Source organism: Vibrio quintilis (genome assembly GCF_024529975.1).
Classification (GTDB): Bacteria; Pseudomonadota; Gammaproteobacteria; order Enterobacterales; family Vibrionaceae; genus Vibrio; species Vibrio quintilis.
The window spans coordinates 104019-118453 of sequence record NZ_AP024898.1 but is presented as its reverse complement, the minus strand read 5'-3'; the positions used below and the strand labels follow the sequence as shown (position 1 = coordinate 118453).

The following is a 14435-nucleotide window of genomic DNA, read 5'->3' as shown; positions in this document are numbered from 1 at the left end:
ATTTATTTTAAATTCTAATTATCTCATTGCGTAGTTGTTCATAATAGAATTGCAAAACGCAAATAAAATATCATTTTGCAACTAGTGGTACAGCCCCTGGAACCAGTCCCAAATACCAAAAGAAAAATTCTTAAACACATCGATACCCAAAGCCGACTTGATTAAATATAAGGCTAGCAGCGCCAGTCCGATTGTTGTCAAAATAACCATAGCGATAAAAACTGCCAGCAAAATATCAGTCAGCTTCAGCTTATCTCCCCGAACATGTTGCCGACGATCTCTGCCTGCAAGAAAAACTAAATAATAACGCTTGCCTATCCAGGGAACTGTTTTACGCACATCAACAGAATGGCGCCCTGATAAACACATAATATCAACGGTACGTTCAATCTCTGCACGTTGTTCTTCATCCAGATCAGCAGCCACTTCCGGATTCAGGATCTGCCAGAATCTGTCCGCTACCTTACTTTTACTTTCTGTCAATCTTCAATTTCCTGCAATTTTGTTATAAACAGCCATTGTTTGGGCGGCAATAGCTGCCCAGTCATACTTCTCCAGATATGTATGATAGCTGCAACGGGTTTCGTGCTGCTTCAGTCTCAGTTTCTCTGCCAGAGAAGCCACATCCGATACAGGGAAATAAACATCACTTTCCAGTGCAACTTCAAGGTTTGCCGGAATATCGCTGACAACAGCCGGTAATGAAAATGACATCGCTTCCAGCAGCGCAATCGGTAACCCTTCATGATAAGACGGCATCACATATAATCCAGCCTGTGAAAATACAGCCTGCAGCGCATCACCTTTCAGAAATCCGGTCAGCACAACCCCCTGCGTGTCTTTGGCTTTTTGCTTTAATGATTCACTGTATGGCGTCGGATGGTCCGCATCACCCACCAAAACCAGAGGCTTTGATATACCGGCAAGCTGATACGCCTGAATTAAATCATGGAATCCTTTTTCCTCAACAAACCTGCCGACCGCAACAATATACCCTTGTGGTGTTAAACCAAACTGTGCAAGAACGGAATCACAGGTCGCTTTGTTGAGTGCCTGTGGCAAATGAACCCCATTAGGTATGAGATAGGCATTATCTCTGCCATATTTCCCCTGAATGAGCTGATTGATGACATCAGAAATCACTATCACTTCACTGGCAAATTTTACTGCCAGTTTCTCCCCCAGTTTCAAAACCATTTTTGCCATCCGGCCCCACTTCTGCCGATCATAGTCAGGACCATGATGGGTAAAGACCACTTTCTTACCAGCCAGACGTAGCAGCGGTACAACCAGTCCCGGACCAATAGCATGAACGTGAACAATATCCGAACCATCGGTCAGGGTCGTGATAGCAGCAAATACCGAGTGAATAATCGCTTCCAGCGATTTTTTCTTTGGCGCGGAAACCGTTCGCAAATGAACACCCTGAAACTCTGATATTTGATAATCCACATAGGGTGAACGGGCGATCACCGTAACCGCAGTGCCTGACTGCCGGACAATCTCAGGATATAAATTCTGACAATGGGTTTCCACCCCCCCCAGAACACCGGGAATACCCCGGGTTCCCAGAACAGTCACTTTTAACATGTTTGCTCTCCCGTTAAAGACTGATACAAATCAAGCAATGCCAGCCTGTGGCGGGTCAATGAATATTTTTCCTCCAGCCTGAGCCGGGCATTGCGGCCATATTCATCAACCAAATCAGGTGCTGCCGCGAGCTCGTTCATGACCTGTGCCAAAGAAGCGACATCCCCGGCCGGAAATAAACGACCTTCAACACCATCCCGGACCTGCTCGGGAATTCCCCCAATCCGGGCACCAATCACCGGCTTTCCGTATGCCATCGCTTCCAGCACTGCCATAGAACAATTTTCATAACACTCCGAAGGCACAATCACCGCAGTTGCATTGCGGATCAAAGATTCGAGTGCCTCTCCCGTTTGAAATCCGGGTAATTCAATATTGGTATATCGTTCAGACAGTCCGGCGAATAGCGGGCCATGTCCGACTATTTTTAATGGCAGCTGGCGCAGGGATGACTGATAGGCCTGTGCTAACGTTTCAACTCCTTTTTCCTGGCTGAGGCGGCCAAAATAAAGAAAATAGCCGCCATTTTGAGAACGGTTGACACCGACTGATTCATCAATCCCATTCACAATCACCTCAATCCGGTTATCCGGCAATTTCCGGCGGATAATCCCGGCCAGAAACACGCTGGGAGAAATAATCATATCCAGCGCCCGGTAGTTACCGGCCAATCCCTGAAACGCAGCTTCAAGTGACAGCAGAAGACTCTTAAACATAGAACCATGCTGACACCGGTTTTTCACCGCATGCCAGACACTCTTCTGCAGGCAGTCTTCACAGGTATGACCATTGCGGTACATGGTATAAGCCGGACAGGCAATCTTTGTATCATGAACTGTCAGCACGGTTTTACAGCCATGGGCTTTCGCCACTTTGATTACGGAAGGTGTCAGCTGGTGATAAATATTATGAAAATGCACAATATCCGGCTGCTCCGCCCGGAGCAATGCTGCCAGCTTCTGACAGGCTTCCCGATTATGAATAAAGCGAATTGCTGTTTTGACTTTCGACATCAGACCGTGACGACCGTAATAATCAACATTCCGGACAAAAAAATCGCTAAAGCGGGATTCAAGATTACTCTGATGATGCATTGAAAAATCAAGCACCTGAATCCCGGCGGTGGCCGCCATCTCTCTTTCCTGAAAAAATACGGTTTCGGCCCCCCCCTTCATAAAAAAGAATTTGTTTACCATCAAAACTTTCATGCTGCGGCCTCCAGCACTTCATGCACCGGCATGATCTGCGGAGATTTCAGCGTTGAAAATAACCCGCGAATAAAACCTGCGGAGAAAACCGTCAGGTTAATCACACTTAATACCGCCGCTTTTACTGAACGGTTTTTCAGTGCTTTCATCAAAAAGAAAGCCACCAGAGGGAGCAATCCGCAACCAATCATCAGCGGATTTACGCTCAGAAGTAACACACACAGCCCGAATAAATATAAACTGAAAATCGCTTCATTTTTCACTGCCAGTACAGCATCCGTAAAATACGGTTTTTTCCACGCACTTTTCAGCAACTCACCCGAAGCAAATGTATAACCACCCCGCCAGCGATGGCGCAGCAGAGCCAGCGTCGGCATATCGTATGACTGATGAAAAAAATAAGGCGTATCCAGACGCCGCAGACGATATCCCGCGTGTTTCAAACGCATCCCCAGCTCTGCTTCTTCATAAGCATGCAGCCCTGAATGAGTCAGATAACCAATGTGTTCAATCGCGGAACGGCGATATAAACCGCCCCCACCCAGGTGGCTGCAATCTCCGAGTGGATAGATTTTATGTAATCTCTGCTGCCGGGACTGAAATTCGTAGCTCACGGCTTCATCCATTGTCACCGTACCGGCCACACCCGCATAATCCGGATTCTGCAATAAAAAGCGGAGACCCCGCTCAATAAAACCCGCCCGAAGTTCCATATCGCCATCCATCAGTAATAAAAACTCACCCTGCGCATACAAATAACCGAGCTGATGCCCGACACCACAACACCGGTCGGTCCCCTCTTTTAAGGTCACAACTTTCGCCTGATGGCACAGTGCAATCTCTCTCGTCCTGTCATCCGACAAACTATCGGCAACAATCACTTCATATTGCATACGCAGGAAATCCAGTTGTTCCCGGATACTGTTTATCGTGCCGGCTATGCCTGACTGTTCGTTATAGGTTTTAATGATGACACTGATAAAAGGCTTTTGACTCATAACAAGAAGCACTCACGGTTAATACAGATTTACGAATGATGAACATTGCCCCAAGGGCAAAATAGAAAAGAAACTGCAGCATTGGTGTTAACATCAGAATCTGGCTGTATGGCAGACTCAGCAGCCCTGCGATCGCAAAAGCAATCAACGCAGGTTGCCATGAAAGCAGGCGCCTGTCCTGCCAGGTAAGCTGCGCTGGCTCAAAAACCGGCCGGGGCATCGTCACCCGGATGGAATAAAACACCAAAATGATGAAAAAAAGTGTGCCTGCCAGCCCGAGTTCCCACAACATCATACTCAGTGAGGTTGAATCCAGCAGGACATTAAAGATGAGATTCAAAAAGCCCGGAGCAACAGCACTGCCATGATTGGTGGCATTCAGACCATATCCAAACCACTGACTGGGCCAGCCATATAAATCACTGTGTCCGGCCCAGAAAAAAAAGGTGGTCATCCGGCCCAGTTCTCCGGATGGCATGATGTAATCAGGGTCAAACACATAATCAAGGGAACTGATAAACAGATCCAGCGCGCTTTTATTTGGATTGGCACCAAATGCTGAGGCATAAGAAGCCCCGAGGACGAATACAGCCAGCATCAGCAAACCGGCCATTCCTCCCAGAATCATCAGAATGATTTTCCAGTCATAGCGTTTCATGCCGGTCATATAAGCGGGCGCAAACCAGATAAACACCATCAGTAAAGGAGACAGCAGAATCACAAACTTTATTTCCCCCAAAACACAGAGGATAAACGCGCCACCAATGTGTAATCCGGTTTGCAGCCGGGAGGCAACACCATGTTTATATTCGGAGAATTTGATCAGCATGATAAATAAGCAGAATAATCCCATTGCCGCCGTATTTCCCCCGCCCATCGGATCACCGCCAAATGTCCCGACAACGGAATCCCACTTTTCAAATTCTCCTTTGAAAGCAACACGTTTCGGGACAATCACCAGTACCTGAAACAAAACGACCGGAAACTGCACATAAAAAACCCAGTGCATCAGGCGGATAATCCGGTAAAGCTGAGAGCAGCCACAGAAGCCAAGCAGTAAACACCCCATCACCAGACTCAATGCCAGTTCATTTTTCAGTCCGACAATCGTGATCATTGCGCCATTTTGTAAAAAGGTAGACAACACGGCCATCGCAAAAAAACCGATGAACAGCGTCAGCACGATCACTTCCTGCGTATCGAGAGAAAAATCAGCATACCGGGTTTGCATCAGTAACAGCCCTGCCATCACAAATGCCAGCATAAACGGCAGCCACAGCACAGCACCGATGCCGGTGAAGTACTGGACGACGCCACAAAACACCAATGTAATTAAGCTGTATAGCTGAAAGAATAAGCCATTATTCAGCGCCATCACACACCGCTCCGCCGGTTTGTCTGAGGCTGGTTGCCCGTTGATTGACCCGGACATAAATAAAGGCATACCGAAGCGCCGAAAGTAAGGCATACGTAAACACAGAGGCGGCATAGCTTTGATAAAAAACCGGCAACACGATAAATGCCGCCATCACAACGAATATCTGTTCGATCTGAATCCGCATGAAATATCGCTTCGAACCAAACACCAGTTCAAGCATGGTTAAAGGACACACCGCCAGCGCAGGAAACAGGTATGGCAGCATGTAACGGGAAGTCGGCACTGAATCCGCCCAGGGCTGAAACCATGCCAGCTGAACCAGTAACGGATAGAAAATCAGGATTCCCGTTGTTGCAACAATCGCCATTGCCAACAGCAACCGGCGGACTTTCACAAACTCATCAAAATTGAAGTAATGACGACGAAAATCTGCCGACCAGCGTGAAAAGACAGAGTTCCGGACTGCATTCCCGGCAATGATCACCGGCGACAGGCAAAACCGGCTGACAACCGCAAAATAACCCGCAGTGACTGCTGAAAACCAGAAGTTAATCAGAATTGTGGGTAAATTCGTATTCGCGATAGCCAACACTTCAGCCATGCCGACATGACTGAGGTGTATTTTATTCTCACAAACAAAACGCCAGTTTGCTTTCCATCCCCAATCCGCCTGTTTCAGGTCAGCCGGATCAATCGAAAAACTCAGCCAGAAAGCAATCAGGATAATTAATCCACCCGCCCAGACCGGATAGATACTCATTGCCGAACCGGTGACGAAAACCGCAGTAAAAACCAGCACAGAAACAGACAGACGCTGAAAAGCGAGATGACGCATTTTTTCCGCCCGCAGTAATAAGTTTTCAGAAATCAGTATCCAGGCATGCGCAACATTCAGGATGTAAATCACCCCAAATGACCGTTCAAAAATAACCGAGGCCACCCCGGCATAAACCAAAGATAACAGGCTGGTCTGTAACAGGCAGAAAACAATATTCTGCCCGAGTAATGATGCTTTTTGCCCGGGTAATAACAGATGAGAAGCCAACGTACAAAGCTGGGCTCCAATGATCACGATACTGTATGTCAGGGCATAAATACCGACATCAGCCATGCCATACCAATGAGAAATCAGCCAGATTGACAGAGCACCAATGATCTGGGACATCAGCGATGAGCTGGCAATGGTCAGAATACTTTTAATCAGACTCATCTCTGCTCCGTTTTTTCTAAATCAACAATTGTACTGCTGGCCATAAACTGACGGCTCTCTTCACTTTGCAAATCATCATCTTTGACCTGGTTCACAACGCCAACAACGGTCTGGCCTTCTCGGAGCGGTAATTTGGCCAGCACTTTTTTCAGGTCAGGAGCTGCATACTGGTTGGCTTTCACCACAATCACCAACGCATCCAGTTCCCGCATCAGAAGCTGGCTGTCTTTACTTTGCTCAATCACGGGCATGTTAATCACCAATTGTTCATAGCTCCGGTTCAGAGATTCAAGCGCCCCGGTAAAAGCGGATGTATCAAAAAATATCAGCGGCGATTCCGTCAGCTCTCCACGGGTTAATATATCCAGGTTGTTATCGACGGAGGACACCACAGAACTTAAAGCAGCTCCGGCAACAAACGCCGTAAATCCCCCGGAATTTTCGGCCTGCGTTCCCGCCTCTGTCAGAGAATCCGGATGCCGGTAATCAAGGTCCAACATTAACGTTCGCTTTTTTCTGGCAACAGAACGCGCCATCAGACGAAAGAAGGAAGACGCACCTTCCTGTGGAAAACAGGACGCAACGCCCATCACTTTGATATCTTTCTGACAAAAATCAATCGCGGTCTGAATCCCGTGAATAATTTCTGCGGCCTGCGGATGACGACTGACGGCATCCACCCAGTTATCCGGTGTGTTAAACAGCGGAATATCCCCGACAGCCACCAGACCAAGCCGGGCTCTCAACTGATGCATCCCGGCAATCCGGCGATTCATTGCTGTCATCACCACAATCACCAGCACATTCAGCACCAGCGCCAGCAGGAAAGTCATGACAATCAACAGCTTCTTATTCTGTTTTTGTGGCTTGTCCGGAATCATCGCCGGATCATAAAGAATCGCATTTGGCTCCCGGTATTGTGCAGCCAGCCTCTGCTCTTTGCTGCGTTTCAGTAAGGACTTATATAAATCTTCCGTTTTTTCTATCTCAGTCAACAGCTCATTGTACTGATCCCGCTTTGCTACCAAAGCCTTCACCTGACGGGTCTGTTCGTGCAATAAAACCTGATACCGTTGCTCTTTAATCCGCGCTTCCTGATATTTTTTCGTAATTCTTTCTTTCAGCTCCGCAAACAGCACCTCTGATTGTGCCTCAATTGCCTTTATTTCTGCGCCGGCTGCCAGTACTTTTTGATGCTTCGGACCATAAAGCCGTTGCAATTCATATAGCTTTCTCCGGGCCTGAGTCAGCGCGATCCGTAAGTCCTTTAACTGGGCATGATCAGCAATTTCAGGTAATGACGCAAACGTATCCGCAGAAGAGCGATCTGTATTCAGCATGGTTTCATAAGCTGCCTGCGCTGCCAGCCTGCGTTCTTTGGCATCCGCAAGTTTACTGTTGGTGATTTCCATTTTTTCAGTTTCAAAACCATCAATGCCGTGAAACATCAGCAAGTCTTTTTCATCAAGAAACTGAGCCATTTGCTGTTTCCTGTCACTCAGTTGTTTTTTCAGCTTCTGCATCTGCTGCGTATTCCACGCCTGTGCCTGCGCTGTCTTATGGATTTTCTGATCAACCGAATAGTGGATAAATGCCTTTGCCACCCCGTTAGCAATCCGGGCGGATTCAGCAGCCGAGGTCGATTTGTACGAGATATAAATCAGCTGTGTCTGACGAACTATCGTAAACGTCAGGCCACGGCTTAATGTTTGAACAGCATGATTAATCCGCGCCTGTTCAGTTAAAGTTGTCTGTTCAGCTAACTTTAACCGGGCCTTATCATTGTGATCCGCGCCGTTAAAACGTGGATTATCATCCAGATGCATGTCTTTCACCGCTCGTTCCAGCACAACCCTGGATTGCATCAGGTTATATTGTGTCTCGTAATACGGTGCCCGGGTCGAATCAAAATTATCAACCTGATCAACCGGCACAGCGTTATCAGCCTGGGCTTTAATCAGCACTGTGGCCGTCGCCAGATATTTGGTCGTCATTTTAGCGATAAATGGTAACGGAATGCCGGTCAGGACCAGTGTAATTAATCCGATCTTCAACACATGTTTCCGGAACGCACGCAGAAATGGCGCAAAATCAATCCGGCTCTCAACACCCGCACTTTGTTCAATCAGAGAAACGGCCATGTCAGAAAAAGCTCTTGCCGATGATAATGGTATCGCCCGGATGAACCGGACAGGTCACAGGCACATCTTTTTGCAGTTCCCGGCCAGAATGACGAATCTGAATATCGTCGTCATCAGCCCGGTCAGTCAGGCCTCCGGCCAGCGCAATCGCCTGTTCTATAGTTAAACCCGGCAGATACTCATAACCGTTTGGTGCTTCAATTTCGCCGGTAATATAAAACCGGCGAAAGTGTTCCATGGTAACGCTTACCATCGGTTCACGCAGATAATCACCTTTCAGGCGCCGCGCTATCGTCGCCTCAATCTCAGACAGGCTTTTCCCCGCCAGCTGAACCTGGCCGATAAATGGATAGTTCACGGAACCCCGCTGGTTGACCATGAATGTCATTGATAAACCGGGTTCCCCATAAACCATAATCCGGATTTGGTCACCGGGACCAAGATGATAGGGCGCCGTACTTTCCCTGTCTGACCGGCCGGTTGTGTCTGTACACGCTGCACTTGTCGCCAAAGAGGCCGCCAACAACCACAAACTCAGGATAGATAACACCAATACTCTCATTAAATTTGTACCTTGATTGTCAGCTGCATCTGATGCTGGTCGTAACCAGGCATCCGGACTACGGCTTCGCGTTCGGAACCAATAAAAAATATGTCCCGCAACTGATTTGAAGTCTTTTTACGTTGCTGATAACTCAGTTCAAAACGAACCGATGGCCGGAAATCATAACCAATCACCACTTCCGCCGATCGCAGATCATCATGACGGTCATGGCTGGACATATGATAACTCTTTGATTGATAGGACCATTTGAACCGGGTTGAAAAGCGGTCAGTCCACCAGTGATGCTGCCAGGAAACACCGACACCGGAATCGAGGATATATCCGCCGTTTTCCGTCGGGTCAGTGACTTTTTGCCAGCCACGTAACACCCACAATGAGTGCCTGAGTGGTTGCCACTGTGCACTCAAATCCCAGTCTGGTCCTTCAAAACTTTTCGCCTGAGCATTATCCGGAAACACCTGATGCAGCCAGGAAAAATTCCCCTGAAACCGGGTGATTGCCGAATATTGCGTCTGGAAGCCAACCCGGAGGAAATACTTATCAAAGTTTTTGATACCGTTCGTATGATAGTGTCGCTTCGTTGACATCAAACCGTAGCGGATTTGATGGTCTGATGAAAACCGCTGCGTCAGAGCGACCGCAAAGGCGCGCTCTTTCCATGCCTGATCATGCACATAGGTCCGGAAATTACTTTCAATATGTCCGGTCTGTGGAAACGAAAATGTTTTCCGGTTCACTGAAGCCCTGAGCCCGTATGTGCCTTCCGGTAATCCATAGTCATAAGCCAGTTCCGCATCATGTAATGATGTTTTCAGTGTTTGATCAATCCCATAGCGTTGAAACTGCTCATCGCTGAGCCCCTCAGTGACACCCTGCCCCCTGGCCTCATGGCCACTCATCCTGCTGAATTCCCACTGCAATGCATGGTGCGATTCAGGCAGCCATTTCCCGCTGAAGGTATAAAGATGATCCGCATAATCATCTGCCGGGCTGTGCTGAAAATGCCGGTACTGACCAGCATACTTCAGATGATAAACCCCCTGTGCATGTTGCCCGGAAATTTCAAATCCGGGCTGAACAGCCCAAAAGCCGGAGCGCCGCGCTGCCCTGCTCGCGGCACGGCCGTTCTGGCGGGTCACATTAGTATTCTCACCATACCTGACATCGAGCCGGCTCCGGACATCCATCCCGCCAGGCAATGTGTGTAATTTTGGGGTCAGCGCCGCAGAGGCAGAACAGGAAATCATCATGATTAATCCGGTAAAGTCAGTAAGCCGCTTCACTGACAAACCCGACAAAGACTGTCTTGAAGATGATTTTCAAATCAAACCATAGTGACCAGTTCTGCATGTACTGAATATCGTACTGCACACGCTTTTCCATTTTGTCGACGGTTTCCGTCTCCCCGCGATAACCATTCACCTGAGCCCATCCGGTGATGCCGGGTTTCACTTTATGGCGAATCATGTAGTTCTCGATGATGACCCGGTACTGTTCATTATGTGCCACTGCATGTGGCCGGGGGCCGACAATCGACATCGATCCCTGAAGTACATTAATAAACTGAGGTAATTCATCCAGAGAAGTCCGCCGGATAAAAGCGCCGAATTTTGTCACCCGCGGATCATGTTTGGTCGCCTGCCGGACATGGCTTTCATTCTCCATCACCCGCATTGAACGAAACTTCCACACCTTGATTTTCTTACCACCCAGACCATAACGATCCTGCTTAAACAAAACCGGGCCGGGAGAACTCAGTTTGACACCAACAGCAATGACAATCAGTACCGGTAAAATCATCAAAATAATCAGGCTCGCAATAAACAGATCTTCCAGACGCTTCACCAGTGCTTTAAAACCATTGAAGGGCGTTGAAAATACACTGAAAATCTGCACATTCCGGACAGTATTCACCCGGGAAACGGCCAGATGATAACTCTCCAGATCCGGCACCATGGATGTGTCAACCATCGTATCTGACAATTGATCCAGACAGTATTTGATTCTGTCTCTGGCGATCATCGGCAAAGCGATGTACACATGATCGATCTGCTCTTCTTTTGCCTTTGCAACCAGTTCCGTCAGTGAGCCGCCATAAAAGTTGCTCCGTAAGCCGCTCAGAGACTCACGCTCATCATAGAATTTGATATCAATTTCCTGTGCACCAAATTCTTCAAGTAACGCGTTCTTTGTTGCAATACCGGCCTTCGTCAGGCCAACAATCGCAACCCGCTTTCTGGCTTTAAATGCCCGGCCGAGAAACAACCCGCCAAGACGGGCAGTCAACATTAAAATCAGTGCAGAAAAGAACCACAGATGGTACACCTGAAAGTTTAAATGATGCTGATGGCTGTCAGACTGACTCATCTTGCCAAAATCATCTGAAATCCAAATCATCACCGCAATAACGGCATAAGAAATAAAAGCCGTCAGAAAAAAACACCAACAAGATTTCTTTAACTGTCGCTTAAAACGCTGCGAATATAACCGGGTCAGTTCTCCTGCCAGAATAAATAATGAACTGAGTAAAATTCCGGCAGAAATATCTGTCAGCGTTTCATGCTCCCCCATACTATGAATCAAGCCTGCCAGCAGCAGGTTAATGATAATAAAATCAAAAGCTTTAGTCACCAATGAGTAATCATCATCGACGAATCTGAGTGTTTGCCTGAATATCATAAGTCCCTCACACAAGACCGACATATAAACACAACATGGCTCATACACACGAAATGAGTATGCAATCAATTACGACCGGCGCACATTCTACGGATCGAACTTTGGAAAGTTAGTAATTATTTCTTTTTCTGTGACCATGCCAATGTTTTGTGAAACTTCATACAAAAACACCTTTCAATGAATGAACATCACATTTTAAATTGGTTATAAATAATATATCATGCAATAATTTTGATCTGTGCCATGGATAATTTGAGTAGAATACTCTCTATACCCTGGTGGTCGGATTCAATTCATTAATATGGTGAAATTATTTTTTTGAATATACAACTTTAACATAAGAAACTTAATTCACAATATGTTCAATAGCTGGTATTTTCGATCATTTGAACTCAGACACACAACATCGATGATCAAGTTAAGTAACTCATCATTCACGAAATTTCTTTGAAATCCGAAACAAAGAACTCTGTCATATCAATTTATAAGTCAACTGTTATAGAATATGCATTCAACACCACAACATCTATTACCATAAATCGGGGATCTGCAATCCTGCTTTGAATAAAAGAATGAACAGATCCCAGGGCGTGTTCTTATCAAAATGCGTCTTTAAGCAAGGGATTGAATATGACTATCGCTAAAAAATTACTGCTTTTATCCTGCACTTTTACTTTGATTTTACTTATCGTTGCCGGTGTGGGTTTTTCGGTCTCTAAAAATAGCTCCGGATCACTCAAACTTGTCAATGAAAAAGCTATTCCGGGGCTGAATCTGCTTCACTCTCTGAGATCTGATCAACAAAAAATTGCGATCGATTTGTTCCGCCATACACTGGCTAAAAAAACAGCAGACAAAAATGTGGTTGAAAATTCAGTGAAGCAGATCGCCACTCAACTTCAATCCGGTATAAAACAATATGCCTCTTATATTAACGGTGAAGAAGAACAGCAGATTTATCAGACTGAGCAAAAACTGGTTACCGATTATCTGGCAATGCTTCACCAATATTTTGAAAAAACGCACCATAACGAAAATGCGCTTTCAATGGCTGGCCCGATGGGCGCAAAACGGGCCGAACTGGCAAAGGTATTTGATCAGCACCTGACCTATACAATCAACAGAGCCAGTCTGTCTGCACAGAAAGCCATACATCAGGCCGATTTCGGTACCTGGCTGTCTGTCATTGCAACGCTGATTTCAATTGGTGTTGTGCTGACTCTCAGCTTTCTGATCGTCCGTAATATCCGTTCTTCGATGAATGAAATACAAAAAGTCATGCGCCAGTTCGAAACCGATCTGGATCTGACGGTCCGGGCTCATGTATCCGGTAACAATGAAATGACATACATTGCCAATGCATTCAACCAGGTGTTAGACAGACTCAATGCCAGCTTTAATCTGGTTTTGAAACAATCGGCACAACTCAACCATTCATCAGGCGAGATGCGCCATTCTGCTTCACAGGCGACTGAAGCATCTTCACGTCAAACCGATGCATCCGCAGATATTGCTGCCAGCATTGAAGAGCTGACTGTCAGTATCTCAGGTGTTGCTGAACGGGCTGAAGAATCGCGCCATTTATCCGATCAAACCCGGGAACTGGCCAAACAGGGGATCAGTGTCATTCAGGAAACCACGGAACACATTCATACCATTGAAACATCGGTCAATGAAGTGTCTGCGGGTGTCAAAGCACTGGAAACTCACGGTGAAAATATTTCTTCAATTATTACTGTAATCAATGACGTAGCTGAACAAACTAATTTACTGGCACTCAATGCCGCCATTGAAGCGGCCAGGGCCGGAGAAAAGGGTCGGGGGTTTGCCGTGGTTGCCGATGAAGTACGTAACCTTGCCGAGCGCACCGCGCGTTCCACGCAGGAAATATCATCAATGATTGCCGCAATTCAGTCCGTTTCAGCCGATACGGTTGGTCAAATGTCTCAGGCCGAACAACTGATTTTAAATGGGGTTGAATGTGCCGAGCAGGCAAACAGCACTATCGTCCGGATTAGCGAAGCCAGCGCTCGCTCCATGCAAATGTCAGAAGAAATTGCCACAGCGATTAAAGAACAAAACATGGCCAGTCAGAGTATTGCTTCTTATATTGAGCAGGTGGCAAAAATGGCCCTGGAAAACCATGAATTTGTCAAAGGTAGTGCTGACACTGCGTCAAATCTGGAAGTCCTTGCACAGGAGATGAATCAGGTCGTCAACGAATATAAAATTTAAAGATGTTTTTTTCAGGATCAGAGCGGGCCATCTTGCCCGCCCTGCATTGAGCGGTTTGGTCCACAGCTTACCGCGGCTCCGGCGGCTTGTGCGACCGCATAAATGTATCCAGCTCTTCTTCAGTAACCTGCGAGTCCCCGTTTGTATCAATTTGATCAAAGTCCTGCGCCATCGGTCCCTGCATCTCATCAACCGTCAAAACACCATCATGATTCAGATCTGAATCCTCAAACGAAGGCGGTGGTCCGGGTGGTTCTCTGCGTGAAGAATCCGATGCAAAAGAGAGGGAAGAAAGTAACAACGAACTCATCAAAGCGGCCAGTGTAAAACGAATACTACTCTTCATTATTTTCATGTTCCTCAGTCTGTTCATTCATTGATTATTATGAACGAATTCATTCGGATAAATTCAGTGCTTTACTCAAGTTTAC

12 protein-coding genes are annotated in these 14435 nt (G+C 46.8%); 1 reads left to right on the top strand and 11 read right to left on the bottom strand.

Annotated elements, in window-relative coordinates; translation table 11 throughout:
• Positions 1-81 precede the first annotated feature (81 nt).
• The 10 genes from OC443_RS19265 to OC443_RS19220 are packed head-to-tail and all read right to left on the bottom strand — an operon-like array spanning position 82 to position 11769.
• Positions 82-483 (bottom strand): hypothetical protein, encoded by a 402-nt coding sequence (locus OC443_RS19265; protein WP_073586042.1) that lies wholly within the window; start codon positions 481-483, stop codon positions 82-84.
• Between the two features lie 3 nt (positions 484-486).
• Entirely contained in the window at positions 487-1590 is a 1104-nt protein-coding gene (locus OC443_RS19260; RefSeq protein WP_073586041.1) for a glycosyltransferase family 4 protein, read from the bottom strand.
• Positions 1584-2798, bottom strand: a complete 1215-nt coding sequence (locus OC443_RS19255) for a glycosyltransferase family 4 protein (RefSeq protein ID WP_073586040.1) — start codon at positions 2796-2798, stop codon at positions 1584-1586. The genes OC443_RS19260 and OC443_RS19255 overlap by 7 nt, the downstream gene beginning before the upstream one ends.
• The gene (locus tag OC443_RS19250; protein WP_073586039.1) at positions 2795-3796 is read right to left on the bottom strand and encodes a glycosyltransferase; all 1002 of its coding nucleotides are present in this window, start codon (positions 3794-3796) and stop codon (positions 2795-2797) included. Before OC443_RS19250 ends, OC443_RS19255 begins: the two co-directional genes overlap by 4 nt.
• The gene (locus OC443_RS19245) at positions 3762-5171 is read right to left on the bottom strand and encodes a capsular biosynthesis protein (RefSeq protein WP_073586038.1); all 1410 of its coding nucleotides are present in this window, start codon (positions 5169-5171) and stop codon (positions 3762-3764) included. The genes OC443_RS19250 and OC443_RS19245 overlap by 35 nt, the downstream gene beginning before the upstream one ends.
• Positions 5158-6384 carry a lipopolysaccharide biosynthesis protein gene (locus OC443_RS19240; RefSeq protein ID WP_073586037.1) on the bottom strand — a complete coding sequence of 409 codons (1227 nt, stop codon included), beginning with the start codon at positions 6382-6384 and terminating at the stop codon, positions 5158-5160. The genes OC443_RS19245 and OC443_RS19240 overlap by 14 nt, the downstream gene beginning before the upstream one ends.
• Positions 6381-8525, bottom strand: a complete 2145-nt coding sequence (locus OC443_RS19235) for a GumC family protein (RefSeq protein WP_073586036.1) — start codon at positions 8523-8525, stop codon at positions 6381-6383. The genes OC443_RS19240 and OC443_RS19235 overlap by 4 nt, the downstream gene beginning before the upstream one ends.
• 1 nt (position 8526) lies before the next feature.
• Positions 8527-9087 carry a polysaccharide biosynthesis/export family protein gene (locus OC443_RS19230; protein ID WP_073586035.1) on the bottom strand — a complete coding sequence of 187 codons (561 nt, stop codon included), beginning with the start codon at positions 9085-9087 and terminating at the stop codon, positions 8527-8529.
• Positions 9087-10340 carry a hypothetical protein gene (locus OC443_RS19225; protein WP_262021778.1) on the bottom strand — a complete coding sequence of 418 codons (1254 nt, stop codon included), beginning with the start codon at positions 10338-10340 and terminating at the stop codon, positions 9087-9089. Before OC443_RS19225 ends, OC443_RS19230 begins: the two co-directional genes overlap by 1 nt.
• A gap of 16 nt (positions 10341-10356) precedes the next feature.
• Positions 10357-11769 (bottom strand): undecaprenyl-phosphate glucose phosphotransferase, encoded by a 1413-nt coding sequence (locus tag OC443_RS19220; RefSeq protein ID WP_073584415.1) that lies wholly within the window; start codon positions 11767-11769, stop codon positions 10357-10359.
• Between the two features lie 630 nt (positions 11770-12399).
• Here OC443_RS19220 and OC443_RS19215 point away from each other — a divergent pair.
• Entirely contained in the window at positions 12400-14004 is a 1605-nt protein-coding gene (locus tag OC443_RS19215; RefSeq protein WP_073584413.1) for a methyl-accepting chemotaxis protein, read from the top strand.
• Between the two features lie 67 nt (positions 14005-14071).
• Here the strand turns inward: OC443_RS19215 and OC443_RS19210 are convergent, their stop codons facing one another.
• Complete coding sequence (locus OC443_RS19210; RefSeq protein WP_073584411.1) at positions 14072-14350, bottom strand: EF-hand domain-containing protein; 279 nt, start codon at positions 14348-14350, stop codon at positions 14072-14074.
• Positions 14351-14435 lie beyond the last annotated feature (85 nt).